This window comes from Tritonibacter aquimaris, assembly GCF_009617595.1.
Lineage (GTDB): Bacteria > Pseudomonadota > Alphaproteobacteria > Rhodobacterales > Rhodobacteraceae > Epibacterium > Epibacterium aquimaris.
Map to the genome: position 1 here is coordinate 415,068 of NZ_WIXK01000001.1, position 16,901 is coordinate 431,968.

Below are 16,901 nucleotides of genomic sequence, written 5' to 3' on the forward strand. Positions count from 1 at the left end.
AAACGCCCCGGTTTTGGCCGGGGCGTTTTCAATTTAGGTTGATTTACACGCGCTTAGGGGATGATGCGTGTGTATTTGGTACCTTCCAGCGTGGCCCCAACGCGCAGACCAGCCTGGGCAAAGATCGCCGCCAGAATGGGTGATGTCAGCGTATTGGTGTCAGTGGCCAGCGCGTTGCCTTCGTTTTGGATGACATATTCCAGATCCGCGCCCGCAGCCCAACCAGAGGAACGGCGGAAATCTGACAGCGCGTCCTGTGTCATGAAGAACAGCACATGCGCATATTGCTGTGCGCCGATCTGCAGGCCCGCGTTGCCTTTTAGGGTGGAATAATAATCGACGGTCACGTCATTGATGCGCAAGGCACCACGGCCAAAGGCCCCACCAAAGACAAAGCCTGCCTCGGTCACCAGAGGCATCACCAGCATGCCGGTTGCTTTATTCGCAAGATCGCGGGTGTTGGGGTAAAGGCTGTACATCTGTTGCAGGGTGGCATCCACCCGAGCATCGATTTTAGGGGCGTTGGAATTACCAACACCATTGCCGCAGGCTGCGGTGACACCAAGCCCGGCCAGTGCCCCGGCGGCAAAGCCACGGCGTGTCAAAGTGGAATTCTGATTACTGCTCATACTGTTGCCTGTCCTGTTTCAAGCATGGCCGTTCAAGCGGCCTTAAGCCGGTTTATACGCGCGTTTTTGCTGATTGTCATCCGCATCAATATTGAAACAGCAATAATTTGCCCATGTTTGATGCGGATGGAGCTTGGGGTCAATCGTTTAGGATTTTTGCCACCTCTGGCGCAAAATAGGTGAGGATACCGTCGCAACCTGCGCGTTTGAAAGCCAAAAGGCTTTCTAGTGCAACCTGTTCGCCGTTAACCCATCCGTTTTCAGCAGCGGCTTTGATCATCGCGTATTCGCCCGAGACCTGATAGGCAAATGTGGGAACCCCAAATGTGGTTTTGACCCGATGACAAATGTCGAGATAACTGATGCCGGGTTTGATCATCACCATATCTGCGCCCTCCGAAAGGTCGCGCTCGACCAGGCGCAGGGCTTCGTCTGAGTTGCCGGGATCCATCTGATAGGTTTTCTTGTCGCCCTTCAGCGCGCCAGAGGCGCCAACGGCATCGCGGAACGGCCCATAAAAGCCAGAGGCGTATTTTGCGGAGTAAGACAGGATCGCAACATTATGATATCCGGCGCTTTCCAGCGCTGCACGCATGGCGCCAACACGGCCATCCATCATATCAGAGGGGCCAATGATATCCGCGCCCGCATCCGCCTGCGCGAGTGTCATTTTTACCAGCGCTTCAAGGGTGGCGTCATTGACGATCTCGCCATCGACAACAAAGCCATCGTGACCATGGATATTATAAGGATCAAGCGCCACATCCGTCATCACCGCCACATCAGGGGCTGCGTCTTTGATTGCGCGGATGGTGCGGTTGGTCAGATTGTTGGGGTTCCAGGCCTCAGCACAATCTGCGGTTTTGACCGCGGGGTCGGTATAGGGAAACAGGCAGATCGCCGGAATGCCAAGGTCCTGCGCAAGTTTTGCGGATTTAACCGCATTGTCGACCGATTGGCGCGCCACACCCGGCATGGATGCAATGGGTTCCAAGATGTCTTCGCCGTCGCGAATGAAAATGGGCCAGATCAGATCATCCACCGCCAAGCTGTTCTGTCGCACCAGATTGCGCAGAGCTTGGCTTTGACGGGTGCGGCGCAGACGCGCGGTGGGAAAGGTGGCAACAGTCGGTTTCATAACAGGCTTCCGATTTCAGCTTTTCCCTTGGTTTGCATGGAAATGTGCGAAAAACAAGGTGGACAGGCTGATACAAATCGTCCTCCCTATCTCTGTTCTTGTGTCTGGAGGCCTGAGAGGGGATATAGGGACAAGCACGCGTGGTGGCTCGCGCGAAAGTAATAAGGAATACAGGCGTGACACTGTTTCAAATCCTGTCGGAAATGATTGATATGCGGTCATTTTCCAATCTTTGGTATTGGATCGTTCTGGCGATTGCCTGGTCAAGCGCAAGCCATTGGATTTTGGGCGTGCCCTTTGATCTGGTTGGGCGCGCGCGGCGCAAAGGTGGCCAGAGCACGCAGGATTTCGAAACCCTGGTCCATATTAACGTGACGCGCAGGCTGTATGTTATGCGCACTGCTGGTGCCTGGTTGGTGGCCTTGGTGAGCTTTGTGCTGAGCGGGCTGTTGGTTTTGGGCTTTTGGTATGCGGTTGAATTTGCGCAAGCGGTGTTGTTGATCGCTTTTCCCATGACGATTGTGTCGCTGTTTGGATTGCGTCTGGCGGCAAAGGTTGAACGCGAGAACCTTCAGGGGGAGGCGCTGATCAAATCGTTCAATAACCTGCGCATGGTTACGCAAGCCATTGGTGTTGTTTCTATTTTTGTGACCTCTATGTGGGGTATGTGGCAAAACCTGCAATTGGGCGCGATTTAACGGAGACAGACCATGGCTGGCCAACTGATCAAAATGGGCGGCGTGCCTGAAGGTTTTGATGCGCGCCAAATCCTGAAAGAGCTTGAGCGCAGTTCGGGCGCGGTGGTGCATGTGGCACGCGATGATCGCCGCCTGGAAGCCACCCGCGCCGCGCTTGCGTTTTTTGCCCCGGATGTTCCGGTTCTGGTGTTTCCGGGTTGGGATTGCCTGCCCTATGATCGGGTGTCACCAAACCCGGATATTTCGGCCGCGCGCATGGCAACTTTGGCGACGTTGCTGCATGCGCCGCCGAAACAGTTTATCCTGCTCACCTCGCTCAATGCGGCGACCCAGCGTCTGCCCGCGCGTGACGTGCTGAAAGAGGCGGTGTTCTACGCTGAGGTAGACCGCCGGATTGACGAAGACGCGCTGCGTAAGTTTTTGGTACGCATGGGGTTTTCGCAAAGCCCTACGGTGATGGAACCGGGCGATTATGCCATTCGTGGCGGCATCATCGATATTTTCCCACCCGGTGAAAGCGGCCCGGTGCGATTGGATTTGTTTGGCGATGTGCTGGACAGCGCGCGCCGGTTTGATCCGGTGTCGCAACGTACAACCGAAAAACTATCGTCAATTGAGCTGGCACCCGTGTCAGAGGTTATTCTGGATGAGGCCGCGATTACCCGGTTCCGCCAGAACTACCGGATTGAGTTTGGCGCGGCGGGCAGTGACGATCCGCTATATGAAGCCGTAAGTGCGGGGCGCAAACATCAGGGCGTTGAACATTGGTTGCCGTTTTTCCATGAGCAGCTGGAAACCCTGTTTGATTACCTGCCACAGGCAACGGTGACGCTGGATGACCAGGTGACACCGGCGCGTCTGGTCCGTTGGGACAGCATTGCTGATCAATATGAAACCCGCCAGCACGCGATGAAGCAAAAGGGGCGGATGGATTCGGTCTATAAACCTATTCCGCCTGCGCTGCTTTATCTGGATGATGACGCGTGGGAGGTGGCGACAGCGCCGCATCGGGTTGTTCAGTTTCACCCGCTTGCGCAGGCGTCCGGGCCCGGTGTTGTTGATGCAGGTGGCCGTATTGGGCGCAATTTTGCACCGGAACGGCAGCAGGAAACCATCAGCCTTTTTGGGGCCTTGGCGGATCATATTAAATCAAAGCTTTTGTCGGGCCCGGTGGTTATTGCCTCTTACTCCGATGGTGCGCGCGAACGCCTGTCGGGCTTGATCGAAGATGAAGGACTGGCCGAAACCATCGCCATCACCGATGGCACCAGGGTCGGAAAACGCGGGCTGCATCTGGCGGTCTGGGCGCTGGAGCACGGGTTTGAAGCACCGGATATGACGGTGATTTCCGAGCAGGACGTGCTGGGCGATCGTCTGATCCGGACGCCTAAGAAACGGCGCAAGGCTGAGAACTTCCTGACGGAAACCCAATCGCTATCGCCGGGCAATCTGGTGGTGCATGTGGATCACGGTATTGGCCGCTACAAAGGTCTGGAAGTGGTCACGGCTGCGGGTGCGGCGCATGAGTGTATTCTGTTGGAATACGCCGAAGCCGCCAAGCTTTACTTGCCGGTGGAAAACATTGAACTGCTGAGCAAATATGGCCACGATGAGGGTCTGCTTGACCGTCTGGGTGGCGGCGCTTGGCAGGCGAAAAAGGCCAAGCTCAAGGAGCGCATTCGCGAGATGGCGGATCGTTTGATCCGTATCGCGGCTGAGCGTGCGCTGCGCAAAGCGCCGATGATTGACCCTCCGCCAAGCGCCTGGGAAGAATTTGCCGCGCGCTTTCCGTATCAGGAAACAGATGATCAGCTGCGGGCGATTTCCGATGTGATGGATGATCTGCAATCGGGCAGCCCGATGGATCGTCTGATCTGTGGCGACGTTGGCTTTGGCAAAACCGAGGTTGCGATGCGGGCAGCCTTTGTTGCGGCGATGTCGGGGCTGCAGGTGGCAATCGTTGCGCCGACCACCTTGCTTGCACGCCAACACGCGGCAGGGTTTAAGGAGCGGTTTCGCGGCTTTCCCTTAGAAGTCAGGCAGTTGTCGCGATTTGTTTCAGCAAAAGAGGCCAGCAAAACCCGCGAGGGTCTGGCCCGTGGCACTGTTGATATTGTGGTCGGCACCCATGCGCTTTTGGCTAAAAATATTCGGTTTCAGAACCTGGGTCTGCTGATCATTGATGAGGAACAGCATTTTGGCGTGGGCCATAAGGAACGACTGAAACAGATGCGCAGCGATATCCACGTGCTGACGCTGACGGCGACGCCAATCCCCCGGACGCTCCAGTTGAGCCTGACAGGGGTGCGCGATCTGTCGATTATTGGCACACCGCCGGTGGATCGTCTGGCGATCCGCACCTATGTGAGCGAGTTTGACGCGGTGACTATTCGCGAGGCGTTGTTGCGCGAACATTATCGCGGCGGGCAAAGTTTCTATGTGGTGCCGCGCATTTCTGATCTGCGCGAGATCGAAGAGTTTCTGAAGGAACAACTGCCAGAGCTGAGCTATGTGGTGGCGCATGGACAGCTTGCTGCTGGTGAACTCGATGATCGAATGAACGCCTTTTATGATGGTAAATACAATGTGTTGCTGGCGACAACGATTGTAGAATCCGGGCTCGATATTCCCACCGCCAACACAATGGTTGTGCACCGCGCCGATATGTTTGGTCTGGCGCAGCTCTATCAGATCCGCGGGCGCGTGGGCCGTTCCAAGACACGGGCCTATGCCTATCTGACCACCAAACCGCGGCAGAAACTGACCGATACGGCCGAAAAACGTCTGCGCGTTCTGGGGTCTCTCGATACGCTTGGTGCGGGTTTTACGCTTGCTTCGCAAGACCTTGATATTCGCGGCGCGGGCAATCTGCTCGGTGAAGAACAATCTGGTCAGATGCGCGATGTGGGCTATGAGCTTTATCAATCGATGCTGGAAGAGGCGATTGGCAAGATCAAATCCGGCGAAGCCGAAGGGCTGAGCGAGCAGGATGATCAATGGGCGCCGCAGATCAATCTGGGTGTGCCGGTTCTGATCCCGGATGATTACGTGCCGGATCTGGATGTGCGCCTTGGGCTGTATCGTCGATTGTCGTCGCTTTCGACCAAGGTGGAACTGGAAGGTTTTGCCGCAGAACTGATTGACCGATTTGGAAAATTACCGCGTGAAGTCAACACGTTGATGTTGGTTGTTCGCATCAAAGCAATGTGCAAACGCGCGGGTATTGCCAAGCTGGATGGTGGACCAAAAGGTGCAACCATTCAGTTCCACAATGATAAGTTTGCCTCTCCGCAGGGGTTGGTAAGCTTTATCCAGGAGCAAAACGGCCTGGCCAAAGTGAAGGACAACAAGATTGTTGTTCGTCGCGATTGGCGATCAGATGCGGATAAGATCAAAGGTGCCTTTGCCATTGCCCGCGATCTGGCTGAAAAAGTTGTAGCCGAGAAAAAACGCGCAAAAGCAAAAGGCTAAGCGACTACGTTGCCGAGGCGATCTGCGCCTCGGCCATCGCCAGGCGTCGCATCAAATAACACGACAACAGCGCCAGCAGCAGCACACCACCAGCAAGCGGGCGCAGGCTGCCATCAAACAGCTGCCCCAACGGGCCTGCAATCAGCACAGCGCCAACGGTGGAAATGGCACCAATCACCGAGGCTGCAAGACCCGCGATATGGCCCATGGGTTCCATCGCGATGGCATTGAGATTTCCCATCGTGGTTCCGACCATGAAGAAAACCGTGCACTGCCATATAACAAAGGTGAAAAACGGAACCTGAGCTGCGGGCAGGACAAAGGCAAGCGCAACCATCACGCCGCTGAAACCCACCTGTGACCAGAGCGACGTAGCCGCGATGCGGCGCATGCCCAACCGTGCAACCAATAAACCGTTGAGCAGGCTGCCGCTGCCCGCGATCAAAGCGGTGAGGCCAAACCAAAGCGGGAAGGTCTCGGCGCGTTCATAGATCACATCATAGACCGGTTGCACCGTGGTGATCATGGAAAACAGGATGCCGAGGCAGAGTGTTTGCACAAAAATAGCGATGCGTGCGCTGGGGTGGCGCAGAATTTCTACAGATGCGTGGCGCAAAGCACGCAGCGATAGCGGGCGGCGGTGTTCTTTTGCCAGAGTTTCCGGCAGTCGCAGCCCGGTCCAGACGAGGATCCCGATGGCAAAAAGGATGAAACTGGCAAAAATCGCGCGCCAGCTGCCAAAGGTGAGGATTACCGCTCCCAAGGAAGGCGCAATTGCGGGTACCAACATGAAGATCATCATCACATAGGACATGATCTGCGCCATTTCACGGCCCTTAAATCGATCTCGCACCAGTGCCAGTGCAGCAACGCGGGGGCCAGCGGCCCCAATCCCCATAAGGAAACGTGAGACGATCAGCATCTCAAGCGAGCTGCTGATAACAGCAAGCGAAGCTGCCAGGCCATAGAGCACAGCCCCAACGAGGATCACCCGTCGCCGCCCAAAGGCATCTGACAGCGGGCCGCTAAAGAAAATGCCTAACCCCATGCCCAAAATAAATGAGGTCAGCACCAATTGCGCCTTGTTAGGGTCTGTTTTTGTCAGCTCTTCGGAAATTGCAGGAAAGGCTGGAAGCATCGCATCAATCGATAATGCGATGGTTGCAAACATCATGGCGACCATCGCCGTCAATTCGGCTTTGCCAAGCACGGGGGGCTGAGTGGACACGGGGGCGCACCTATTTGGGGAAAGGATAGATGCCGGGGCACCATTCGTGGCAAACATAGAACATGTTAAGTGAAGCTGCTATGCTAAACTTGTGCGTTCAGTTTGAATGGTGCCCAGTCTGGTCTATTTTTCTGCCGCCTCAAGCTGGTCGGTGATGTCTTTGATCACCTGCGCCCAAAGTTCGGGCGGCTGCGCGCCGGGGACCGCGTGTTGGTTGGCAACAATAAATGTGGGCACCGATGTTACGCCCATTTTGCGCGAGTGGTTATCCCGATCACGGATGGTGTCTGTGTCGCTGTCGCCGTTCAGGAGGTTTTCCAAAACGTCGCGCTCCATCCCGGCGGCTGCGCCAATATCTGCAAGCGTCGCAATATCGCCGATATCTTTGCCATCAACAAAATAGGCCTGAAACAGGGCGTCCACCACAGCGTTCTGTTTGCTCTCAATCCCTGCCCAGTGGATTAAACGATGCGCGTTCAAAGTGTTAGGGGTGCGTTTTATAGCATCAAGATTGATGGTGATGCCCGCTTTTTCAGCATGTTCCACAACCGGAGCATAGGCACGCACAGCGCCGTCTTTGCCGCCAAACTTGTTTTCGAGGTAGGCGCGCCGGTCCATGCCTTCGGCCGGCATTTCGGGGTTCAGCTGAAACGGATGCCATTCAATCACAAACGGATGGTCCTGCACTGCGGCAAGTGCCTTTTCGAGATTGGTCTTGCCGATATAGCACCAGGGGCAGATCGGATCCGAGAGGACGTCGAGTTTTACAGTGCTCATAATGGGTTATCCTTTGAAGTTATCCGCAAGCGCGCGCCGGTTCAGTTTGCCATTGGGGTTTGTTGGCAGCACATCCACACGCTGGTAGAGCTTGGGGCGCTTATACTCAGCCAAACATGTCTTGGCAAAATCGGAAAGCATCTCAGCATCAAGTTCTGGTGAACCAATATAGAAAGCGGCGATGATCGAGACGTCTTCTTTGATGGACACGCTGGTAACAGCGATCTGTCCAACACCTTCACAACGTGAAAGTGCGGTTTCAACCTCTTGTGGTGAAACTCGAAAACCGCCTGCATTCATCATATCATCGCTGCGGCCAAGGTAATGGATTGAACCGTTTTCATCCATCTTGCCGTGATCACCTGTCAAAAACCACTCGCCCTGAAAACGCGCCTTGGTGGCTTCTGGCGCGTTGAGATATTCACGCATGAGGCCGGGGTCAGTGCGATGTATGGCAATGGTGCCAGAGGCTCCCCGCGGTACCACACCGCTATCATCGACAATTGCGATGCGGCGACCAGTTTGGGGCGCGCCAAGACTGTCAGCGGTGGTGTCGCGCGCGGGCCCGTGACAGATAAAGGTAGAGCATTCCGACATGCCAAAGGCTTCATAGATCGGCGTTGTGCTGGCTGTTTCCCAGGCGCTGCGGATCGCGGGGGAGAGTTTTTCACCCGCGCTTAACGCATGACGCAGGTCCGGCAGGTCTAACGTAGGATTTTGTTTGAGGATCTTTCTGTAAATGCCTGGTACAGCGGCAAAAATACTCACGTTTTGGTCTTTGATGATCTGAGGTAGATTTTCAGGCGTGGTATTTGGAGCCGGGATCACAGCGGTGGCGCCGACGGCCCAGGGATCCATCAGACCGGTGCCCAATGTGAAGGTCCAGTTAAACGCCCCGGCATGCATCATGCGATCGCTTGCTTGCATCCCATACCAGTCTCGCAGCATCATCTGACGTGCCCAGATGGCGCGGTGGGCATGGGCAACGGGGCGCGGCACGCCGCTGGTGCCCGAGGTGTAAACCACATAAGCGAGCCGGTTGGGATCATCAAGATCATAGGCACAGGCCGGGCCGGTCCACATGGTGCGCAGCTCCTGCTGGCTGATCGTGCGGTCATGCGGCGCACAGGCAACATCATCCGCTTTGATCACCAGTTTGGGTGCAAGGTCTTCGATCATCTTCTGCGTCTCGGCAGCGGTGAGCTGGGCTGATGTGGGTACGGGCACCAGACCGGCTGCGATGGCCCCAAGAAACGCGATTGGGAAATCAACAGTGTTGCTAAGCCGCATAAGGACCAAATCGCCCTTATTTAGACCCTGATTTAGCAGGCCTTGCCCGGTAGCACGCACTTTTTGCGATAGCTCAGCAAAGCTCATATCCTGTTGGCCGTTGTCTGACACAATGGAGAGCGCTGTCTTTTCGGGGTTTTCTTCTGCTTTTCCCAACACATAGGCGCTGAGGTTGAACTGCTGCGGGCAGGGCGGATGGGGGGTATTATCTGAAACAGAAAGCATAAACAGGGGCTAGCGCGGTGCTCGACACGTTGCAAGCCCTTCGCGGCTTCCGTATAGATGTCGAATGACAGAGAAAGATCCCAAATCCTTGATCTCAATTGCGCGTGAAAACGGCGGCACCAATGAACCGGAGCCGTTGGACCTTGGCGCACGGGTGCGTGAGCTGCGCAAGGCGCGCGATTGGACGTTGGAACATGCGGCCAATCAGGCTGGGCTGGCACGTTCAACCCTATCGAAGATCGAAAACGGTCAGATGTCGCCCACTTATGAGGCGCTCAAAAAACTGGCTGAAGGGTTGGAAATCACCATTCCGCAGCTGTTCACGCCGCCCAAGCGCGAACAGATCAACGGGCGTTTTACTGTTACCAAAAGCGGAACAGGCGCGGGTCATGCCACCGCGACCTATGAGCATGAGATGCTCGCAGACGGGCTATCGCGCAAGCAGATGCTGCCGTACCGGGCTCGGGTGCGGGCGCGTAATATGGATGAGTTCGACGGTTGGGTGCGCCACGATGGGGAAGAGTTTCTCTATGTGCTGACCGGTGTGGTCAAACTTTACACCGAGTTTTACGAGCCCATTGAGATGCGGCGCGGCGACAGCGCCTATTATGACGCCACCATGGGCCACAATGTGATCTCTGTCAGTGATGAGGACGCCACCATTCTTTGGGTGACGTCCCTGGCTTGATTTTACAAGCTGTTACGCATCTTCTTTAAAGAGGGTGCGCAACACGATGTGGCCGATAAATACGGCGATGATCTGCATCACGATGAACATCACGATGTGACCTGGATAGATGCCCGCAAAGGTGTCGGAAAACCCACGTGCAATGGTCACCGCTGGATTGGCGAAGCTTGTGGAAGACGTGTACCAATAGGCACCCGTGATATAGAGCGCGACCAGCGTTGGAATGGCCTCAGGACGTGAGCGCAGGCCACCAAAGATCACAAACAGCAGGCCGAAAGTTGCAACAATTTCGGACCACCATTGCGCAACGCCAGTGCGATGCATTGTGGAGGAGACTTGCAGAATGGGCTGATCAAACATCAAGTGGCAGGCCCAAACGCCGAGGATCGCGCCAATAATCTGGATCACCACATAGGCTGGGACGTCTTTCCAGGGCAAATCGCCGCGCAGCGCAAAGGCCAGGCTGACAGCTGGGTTGAAATGGGCGCCGGAGATCGGGCCAAGTGTGGTGATGATGGCAAACAGCATGCAACCGGTGGCGATCGCATTGGCCAAAAGCGCCAGCGCGACATTCCCCTGTGCCAGTGTTTCCGCCATAATGCCCGAGCCAATCACGCTGATCAGCAGAAAGGCGGTGCCTAACCCTTCGGCAAGGAGTTTCTGTGGGTTCATAGCAGATCTCCGATGCGTTTGAGTTCGGCGGTCAGCGCCGGTTGGCTGAGGTTTTCGAAATCCGTTGCCAGCAGCGCTTCGGCACGTTTTTTCAAGATGTTATAAGCCGTATCGAAGGCTTTTTCCCACTCTGGCTCAGCTGCGGCGGCCGGGTCTTCAACGCCCCAGTGGCAGCGGATTGGTGCGCCGGCCCAAATTGGGCAGGTCTCACCTGCAGCAGAGGCGCAAACGGTGATCACAACGTCCATACGTGGGGCATCAGCGCCGCCAAATTCATCCCAGGATTTGGAACGTGCGTCGCTGATATCATGACCTTCGCGTTCCAGTAGGATCAGCGATTGTGGGTGCACTTTACCAGCCGGTTGGGAGCCTGCGGAAAAAGCGGTAACGCGGCCCTTGCCAAGCGTGTTGAAGAGGCTCTCCAAGAGGATGGATCGCGCCGAGTTACCGGTGCATAAAACAAGGATATTCATTGGGTTACTGTCCTGTTCCAATGTTAGGTTGGGGCAAGATGGCCAATTTCATCTAGCCGGTTTTGCAAGGATTGCCGATCAAGCCGATCAAATGGCAACCAGGTGAAGGTTTGGATGCGCAGTTTCAGAGTCTCGAATGCGTCGCGCATTGTTGTGGGGCTGTCTGGGTGCAGTGGATCGATCACCCCCCAATGGGCACGCAATGGGTGGCCGGGCAGCGGCAATGCTTCGCTGTTGGCGGCGCGATTGCAGACGGTGATCACCAGATCCATCTGCTGTGCATCCGTGTGTGAAAACGCACTCAGATCTTTGGAGTGCAGATGTTTGGTGTCATACCCGCGTGCCACAAGGGTTGAAATCGCGTCCTGATGCGGTGCATCCGCGGGGGCCACACCCGCAGAGAATGCGCGAAACCGACCGCCACCTTCGGTGTTCAGCAGGGCCTCGGCCAGGATGGAACGGGCAGAATTTCCGGTGCAGACAAACAGCACATTGAACGGGCGATCTAGCGCTGGGAGCGGCGGTTGCGTTTGGCACACATCCGGGCGGTTCTGGCAGCAATCTGACAGCAGCGTATCAAACATACCCTGCAGCCCCTGCAAGCTGGCCTGATAGTTGAGCGAGGTGCCCATGCGGGTTTGCACGATCAATCCGGCATTGCGCAGGATCGACAGATAGGTGGAGGTGGTGTTGGGCTTAAACCCCAATGCATCTGCGATTTCACCTGCGGGCACCGCATCGGGATAGCGGCGCACCAGCAAGCGAAACAGCGCCAGCCGATTTTCATGTGCAAGGGCAGAGAGCCGGGTGATGATTTCTATTTCCATATTTCGTGAAATATAGAATAAAATTGAAAAGGCAAGAAAAAACCGCGATATGGATCAAATATCGCGGTTTTAGGAAATAAGGTTTTTTAGCGCTTAGTTTGGATCGTGCCACCAGACATGAGGCATGAAATTCGTGGCGCTATCGCCGTAGATGGGCGTGTGCTCTGGGAATTTCAGATCGCTGTCGTGGGCAATATAGGCAGCGCTATATTGCCAGATCGGGATCACATAACGCCCGGCCGTGAGCAGGCGATCCAGGGCGCGGGTGGCTGATTGAAAATCCTCGGCCTCGGTTGAGGACAGCATTTTATCAATCATCGCGTCCACTGCGGGCTCTTTTATGCCCGGCAAATTGCGGCTGCCTGCGGTGTCAGCGGCGCGGCTGCCCCAATACAGCCGCTGTTCGTTGCCCGGGCTGAGCGAAAGCGCACGACGAATGGGGATCAGATCGAAATCAAACTGGCTTTCGCGTTCAACAAATTGGGCGCTATCAACCGTTTCAATTTCAAGGGTGATACCTAGGCGTTTCAACGCCTGCGCGTATAGCTCAACAATGGCTTTGTTTTCAGTGTCACCTTGGCGCAGAACCGCTGTTAGGGTCACTGCGTCGTTCCCGTTGCAGTGCAAGCTGCTGTCGACAACCTTACATCCCGCGTCTTGCAGGAGTTTCACCGCTTTGCGCAGGTTGCGGCGATTGCGCAGGCTGCCGTCACCTTTGGGCAGTGTGTAACCGTCGATAACGCCGGGGATCAGATCAGACGCATAGGGGGACAGGAATTCCGCCACTTTCCCCTTGGCGTTCCCCGGCAAGAAACCCAAAGAAGATCTTGAGAAATAGGACGAAATTCGCGGCTGGCGCCCGCCTGTGATGGTTTCGTTGATATATTCAAAGTTAAACGCCAGGATCAGGGCTTCGCGCACGCGCCAATCATCCAAAGGTGCGTTGCGTGTGTTGATCGCAAGGCCTGTAATACCGGTGGGCTTTTGATGGGGGATTTCACTTTGGATGACATCACCCGCACTGGCGCGGGGGAAATCGTAATTGCTGTCCCAGAGATTTGTATTGTATTCGCGATAGGTGCTCAGCTCTCCGGCCTTAAAGGCTTCAAACATCACTGTGCCATCGGCAAACAGATCGACGCGCAGCTCATCAAGGTTCTGGGTGCCGCGGCGAAACGGCAAATCCTTGCCCCAGTAATCCGGATTGCGCCGCATCACCAGAAAGCGATTGGGCTCATATTCCGCGAGCTGATAAGCAGATGAGGTGATAAGGGGCTCACTCAGGCCGGATTCGGCAAAATCCTTGCCGTCCCATTGCGCCTTTTTCAGGATCGGCCGCAGCCCGGCGATCAGGGCAAGTTCACGGTTGTCACTGTTAAAACTGATCCGCACCTTGCCCGGTCCGGTTGTTTCGATCTTGGAAACATTTTGCCAGAAACTGCGGTAGCGCACATTGCCTTTTGTGCCCAAAGTTTCATAAGACCAGATCACATCTTCCACTGTGACCGGAGAGCCATCAGCAAATCGCGCCGCGGGATGCAAGGTGAATTCCACCCATGAGCGATCCTCTGGCACCTCAATCGATTCGGCCAAAACCCCATAAAGGGTGAAGGGCTCATCCAGGCTGCGGCCCATCAGGCTTTCGGCGGCCCAGAACCGATAGGGCCAAGGGGAGCTGCCTTTCTGGGCAAATGGGTTCAATGTGTCAAAGCCCCCAGTCACGCCAAACACAGCTTTTCCGCCTTTGGGAGCGTCGGGGTTGGCATAGGGCAGGGACACAAAATCCGGTGGTAGAGCAGGGCTCCCATACATAGCAATGCCATGAGATGATTCTGCCAGCACGGTTTGCGCTGTCAGAAAAGTGGTGATTCCCGACATCACGCCGAGGAACTTTGGGAAAAATTTAGATCTCAATTTAGCAACAATCCCGCATGCGCCTTATTTACATAGCTACGAACGCTAGCCAGTTGGGCGTCTCAAATCAAACTTTTAGCTTGGATGGAAGCTGGAAATTGCTTATAAAGGGATCACTGCTCGATAGGTTTCTTGCCTGTATGAAACCTGCCTCAATAACTCAACGCCCGCTTCGCGCGGGCGTTTTTTTTCTGCGCTCCCATTGTACCTGTAACGCCCGGCCCCATTGCGCGTATTTCTACGCATCACTCTGGGGCCAGTTGGATGTTGGCAGGTTGTGTCATTCTGTGCTCTTTTGCATGTGCAGAATAATCCATGCTGCACTATTCACTGCGGCGCACAGAGAGAGGGGCGAGACACATGTCACTTAAGGGAAAGACAGCGGTAATTACAGGATCCAATTCCGGCATTGGTCTGGGGGTTGCGCGAGAGATTGCCCGTGCGGGCGCGCATGTGGTTTTGAACTCTTTCACCAATCGCGACGAAGATCACGCGCTGGCGGAAACAATCGCCAAGGATTTTGGCGTCGAGGCTCGCTATATTCAGGCGGATATGTCGGATGGTGAGCAGTGCCGCGCGCTGATTGAGCAGGCAGGCTCCTGTGATGTGTTGGTTAATAACGCAGGCATTCAACATGTGGAACCAATCGAAAGCTTCCCGGTTGAAAAATGGAATGCGATCATTGCGATCAATATGAACTCGGCCTTTCACACCACGGCTGCTGCGCTGCCTAAGATGCGCGCTGCCGGTTGGGGACGGGTCATCAATATCGCATCGGCCCATGGTTTGACCGCATCACCTTATAAATCGGCCTATGTTGCGGCCAAACATGGGGTTGTGGGCATGACCAAAGCGGTCGCGCTGGAAACCGCGGAAGAGCCGATCACCTGCAATGCGGTTTGCCCTGGCTACGTATTGACCCCACTGGTTGAGGCGCAAATTCCTGACACGATGGAAAAATACAACATGGGCCGGGAAGAGGTGATCAAGAAGGTGATGCTTGAGCGCCAGCCGTCGCGTGAATTTGCAACGGTTGAACAGCTGGGGGGCACAGTGGCGTTTCTGGCATCAGATGCGGCCGCACAAATCACTGGCACCACCATCAGCGTCGATGGCGGCTGGACTGCGCTTTGATTTGAGAAGATAAAATATCGACATTAAAAAAGGCGCCATTTGGCGCCTTTTCAGTAGGTTATGATCCGTTCTTTGGTGCGGTTGGATCTTTTTCATTCGGGTAGACCAACCCGGCTGAGATCACCAATTTAGCGGCGTCTTCCACGCTCATGTCGAGCTCGATGACGTCTTCTTCAGGGAAATACAGCAAGAACCCAGATGTGGGGTTTGGTGTGGTTGGGACAAACACGCTTAGCAATTTGCCACTGGTTTCGGCCCGTTCCGACACTTCGCCCTTGGCTGGCGTCGAGATAAAGCCAATCGCCCAAATACCTTTGCGCGGGTATTGGATCAGGCAGGCGCGTTCAAATGAGCGTTCCGACTGGGCAAACACCGTTTCCGAGATCTGTTTGATGCCAGAATAGATGGAACGCACCACCGGCATGCGGTCTACCAGACCTTCGGCAAAGCTAATCAGCGAACGCCCCAGAATGCCTTTGGCGATCCAACCCACCACAATGGTGAAGAGCAAAAAGATAATCAAACCAACGCCGCGCAGGTTGATGCCAATGTATTTTTCCGGCTGGAAGGTTTCCGGTACCAACGGCAGCACAACGCCATCGATCCAGCCCATACCGCTCCATAGCAGCCAGATCGTAAGGCCAACAGGGGCAATGACCACGATCCCGGTCAGAAAGGAAGACCGCAGTCTGGAAAACAATCCGGGTCCGCGGTGCGGCTCTTCATCAAAAGGCGTCGTCATTGATCACTTATTCCGTTAGACGTCTGCAACTTAGGGACGGATCCAGCGCACGGCAATGGTGTGTTGTGCGCAAAGTTTGCTCATTGTTTTAACGCAACAAGCTCCTGCGCGATGCGGGCGGCCAGTTTGGCGTTATTGCGCACCAACGCGATATTTGCCGTCAGCGAACGCCCCTCAGTCAGCTCATAGATACGTTGTAGCAGAAACGGTGTAACCGCTTTGCCCGCAACACCCTGCGCGTCTGCTTCAGACTGGGCCTGGGCAATCACTGGCGCGAGCTCCTCGGCTTTGATTTCTGCGTCTGCTGGAATGGGGTTGCCCACCAGCTGGCCTCCGGGCAGGTCGATTTCTTGTCGCAGCAGCTGTGATTTTGCAATTGTTTTGGCATCATTCATCCGCAGCGGCGCGGCCAGACCGGATTGCGCAGACCAGAACGCCGGGAAGTCATCTTGACCATAAGAGATGACTGGAACCCCTTGAGTTTCCAAGTATTCCAGCGTTTTGGGAATATCCAGAATTGCCTTGGCACCTGCTGCAACCACGGTCACTGGTGTTTGTGCAAGCTCTTGCAGATCGGCAGAAATATCAAAACTGGTTTCAGCCCCCTTATGGACGCCGCCAATCCCGCCCGTGGCAAAAACCTCAACACCAGCAAGGCGAGCCGCGATCATGGTTGCCGCAACGGTGGTTGCACCCGTGCCGCCCTGGGCAATGCAGGCGGCGAAATCAGCACGCGAAACCTTGGAGACATTTTGCGCCTGACCCAAGGCATCCAATTGATCCGCCTCAAGGCCCACATGAAGCGTGCCGTTCAAAATTGCCATTGTGGCTGGCGTTGCACCTGCTTCGCGGACATCTTGTTCAACCAGACGCGCGGTTTCCACGTTTTGCGGATAGGGCATACCATGGGTGATGATGGTGCTTTCCAGCGCTACAATTGCGAGGTTTTTCTCTTTTGCGGCCAGTACTTCGGCGGAATAGATAATGTCCATGGT

The 16,901-nt window shown here is 55.3% G+C and carries 15 protein-coding genes; 4 read left to right on the forward strand and 11 right to left on the reverse strand.

Features of this window, described 5'->3' with window-relative positions:
- Window positions 1-53 precede the first annotated feature (53 nt).
- Together GG681_RS01995 and hemB are read right to left on the reverse strand one after the other, a co-directional pair.
- Window positions 54-629, reverse strand: coding sequence for a lipid-binding SYLF domain-containing protein (locus GG681_RS01995; RefSeq protein ID WP_153544535.1), 576 nt, complete (start codon window positions 627-629; stop codon window positions 54-56).
- A 139-nt stretch (window positions 630-768) separates the two neighbouring features.
- On the reverse strand, window positions 769-1,767 hold the full coding sequence (hemB, locus tag GG681_RS02000) for a porphobilinogen synthase (protein WP_153544537.1): 999 nt from the start codon (window positions 1,765-1,767) through the stop codon (window positions 769-771).
- Between the two features lie 176 nt (window positions 1,768-1,943).
- Between hemB and GG681_RS02005 the strand changes: the two genes are divergently transcribed.
- Together GG681_RS02005 and mfd are read left to right on the forward strand one after the other, a co-directional pair.
- Window positions 1,944-2,465: a component of SufBCD complex gene (locus GG681_RS02005; RefSeq protein ID WP_328593229.1), complete on the forward strand. Its 522-nt coding sequence runs from the start codon at window positions 1,944-1,946 to the stop codon at window positions 2,463-2,465.
- 12 nt (window positions 2,466-2,477) lie between these two features.
- Window positions 2,478-5,936 (forward strand): transcription-repair coupling factor, encoded by a 3,459-nt coding sequence (gene mfd, locus GG681_RS02010; RefSeq protein ID WP_153544539.1) that lies wholly within the window; start codon window positions 2,478-2,480, stop codon window positions 5,934-5,936.
- A 4-nt stretch (window positions 5,937-5,940) separates the two neighbouring features.
- Here the strand turns inward: mfd and GG681_RS02015 are convergent, their stop codons facing one another.
- From GG681_RS02015 to GG681_RS02025, 3 genes are all read right to left on the reverse strand, one after another.
- On the reverse strand, window positions 5,941-7,164 hold the full coding sequence (locus GG681_RS02015) for a multidrug effflux MFS transporter (protein WP_328593230.1): 1,224 nt from the start codon (window positions 7,162-7,164) through the stop codon (window positions 5,941-5,943).
- A 123-nt stretch (window positions 7,165-7,287) separates the two neighbouring features.
- On the reverse strand, window positions 7,288-7,941 hold the full coding sequence (locus GG681_RS02020) for a DsbA family oxidoreductase (RefSeq protein ID WP_153544543.1): 654 nt from the start codon (window positions 7,939-7,941) through the stop codon (window positions 7,288-7,290).
- A gap of 6 nt (window positions 7,942-7,947) precedes the next feature.
- On the reverse strand, window positions 7,948-9,456 hold the full coding sequence (locus tag GG681_RS02025) for a class I adenylate-forming enzyme family protein (protein ID WP_153544545.1): 1,509 nt from the start codon (window positions 9,454-9,456) through the stop codon (window positions 7,948-7,950).
- A 64-nt stretch (window positions 9,457-9,520) separates the two neighbouring features.
- Between GG681_RS02025 and GG681_RS02030 the strand changes: the two genes are divergently transcribed.
- A complete protein-coding gene (locus tag GG681_RS02030) occupies window positions 9,521-10,144 on the forward strand; it encodes a helix-turn-helix domain-containing protein (protein ID WP_153544547.1) in 624 nt (207 codons plus the stop codon).
- A gap of 12 nt (window positions 10,145-10,156) precedes the next feature.
- Here GG681_RS02030 and GG681_RS02035 read toward each other — a convergent pair whose 3' ends face one another.
- The 4 genes from GG681_RS02035 to GG681_RS02050 form a co-directional block, all read right to left on the reverse strand.
- Complete coding sequence (locus GG681_RS02035; protein ID WP_153544549.1) at window positions 10,157-10,816, reverse strand: aquaporin; 660 nt, start codon at window positions 10,814-10,816, stop codon at window positions 10,157-10,159.
- Window positions 10,813-11,289 (reverse strand): arsenate reductase ArsC, encoded by a 477-nt coding sequence (locus tag GG681_RS02040; protein ID WP_153544551.1) that lies wholly within the window; start codon window positions 11,287-11,289, stop codon window positions 10,813-10,815. The genes GG681_RS02035 and GG681_RS02040 overlap by 4 nt, the downstream gene beginning before the upstream one ends.
- Window positions 11,290-11,312: 23 nt before the next feature.
- Window positions 11,313-12,116: an arsenate reductase/protein-tyrosine-phosphatase family protein gene (locus tag GG681_RS02045; protein WP_153544553.1), complete on the reverse strand. Its 804-nt coding sequence runs from the start codon at window positions 12,114-12,116 to the stop codon at window positions 11,313-11,315.
- Window positions 12,117-12,209: 93 nt separating this feature from the next.
- Window positions 12,210-14,030 (reverse strand): extracellular solute-binding protein, encoded by a 1,821-nt coding sequence (locus GG681_RS02050; RefSeq protein WP_408057633.1) that lies wholly within the window; start codon window positions 14,028-14,030, stop codon window positions 12,210-12,212.
- Between the two features lie 360 nt (window positions 14,031-14,390).
- Between GG681_RS02050 and GG681_RS02055 the strand changes: the two genes are divergently transcribed.
- Complete coding sequence (locus GG681_RS02055) at window positions 14,391-15,164, forward strand: 3-hydroxybutyrate dehydrogenase (protein ID WP_153544557.1); 774 nt, start codon at window positions 14,391-14,393, stop codon at window positions 15,162-15,164.
- Between the two features lie 58 nt (window positions 15,165-15,222).
- Here the strand turns inward: GG681_RS02055 and GG681_RS02060 are convergent, their stop codons facing one another.
- Both GG681_RS02060 and GG681_RS02065 read right to left on the reverse strand, forming a co-directional pair.
- Window positions 15,223-15,906: a DUF502 domain-containing protein gene (locus GG681_RS02060; RefSeq protein ID WP_153544559.1), complete on the reverse strand. Its 684-nt coding sequence runs from the start codon at window positions 15,904-15,906 to the stop codon at window positions 15,223-15,225.
- Window positions 15,907-15,986: 80 nt separating this feature from the next.
- Entirely contained in the window at window positions 15,987-16,898 is a 912-nt protein-coding gene (locus GG681_RS02065) for a pseudouridine-5'-phosphate glycosidase (RefSeq protein WP_153544561.1), read from the reverse strand.
- Between the last annotated feature and the right edge of the window lie 3 nt (window positions 16,899-16,901).

What these genes read in the sequence shown, in the direction of transcription:
- GG681_RS01995 (WP_153544535.1), bottom strand. Translation starts at nt 629, where the DNA reads ATGAGCAGTAATCAGAATTCCACTTTGACACGCCGTGGCTTTGCCGCC.
- hemB (WP_153544537.1), bottom strand. Translation starts at nt 1,767, where the DNA reads ATGAAACCGACTGTTGCCACCTTTCCCACCGCGCGTCTGCGCCGCACC.
- mfd (WP_153544539.1), top strand. Translation starts at nt 2,478, where the DNA reads ATGGCTGGCCAACTGATCAAAATGGGCGGCGTGCCTGAAGGTTTTGAT.
- GG681_RS02020 (WP_153544543.1), bottom strand. Translation starts at nt 7,941, where the DNA reads ATGAGCACTGTAAAACTCGACGTCCTCTCGGATCCGATCTGCCCCTGG.
- GG681_RS02025 (WP_153544545.1), bottom strand. Translation starts at nt 9,456, where the DNA reads ATGCTTTCTGTTTCAGATAATACCCCCCATCCGCCCTGCCCGCAGCAG.
- GG681_RS02030 (WP_153544547.1), top strand. Translation starts at nt 9,521, where the DNA reads ATGACAGAGAAAGATCCCAAATCCTTGATCTCAATTGCGCGTGAAAAC.
- GG681_RS02035 (WP_153544549.1), bottom strand. Translation starts at nt 10,816, where the DNA reads ATGAACCCACAGAAACTCCTTGCCGAAGGGTTAGGCACCGCCTTTCTG.
- GG681_RS02040 (WP_153544551.1), bottom strand. Translation starts at nt 11,289, where the DNA reads ATGAATATCCTTGTTTTATGCACCGGTAACTCGGCGCGATCCATCCTC.
- GG681_RS02045 (WP_153544553.1), bottom strand. Translation starts at nt 12,116, where the DNA reads ATGGAAATAGAAATCATCACCCGGCTCTCTGCCCTTGCACATGAAAAT.
- GG681_RS02055 (WP_153544557.1), top strand. Translation starts at nt 14,391, where the DNA reads ATGTCACTTAAGGGAAAGACAGCGGTAATTACAGGATCCAATTCCGGC.
- GG681_RS02060 (WP_153544559.1), bottom strand. Translation starts at nt 15,906, where the DNA reads ATGACGACGCCTTTTGATGAAGAGCCGCACCGCGGACCCGGATTGTTT.
- GG681_RS02065 (WP_153544561.1), bottom strand. Translation starts at nt 16,898, where the DNA reads ATGGACATTATCTATTCCGCCGAAGTACTGGCCGCAAAAGAGAAAAAC.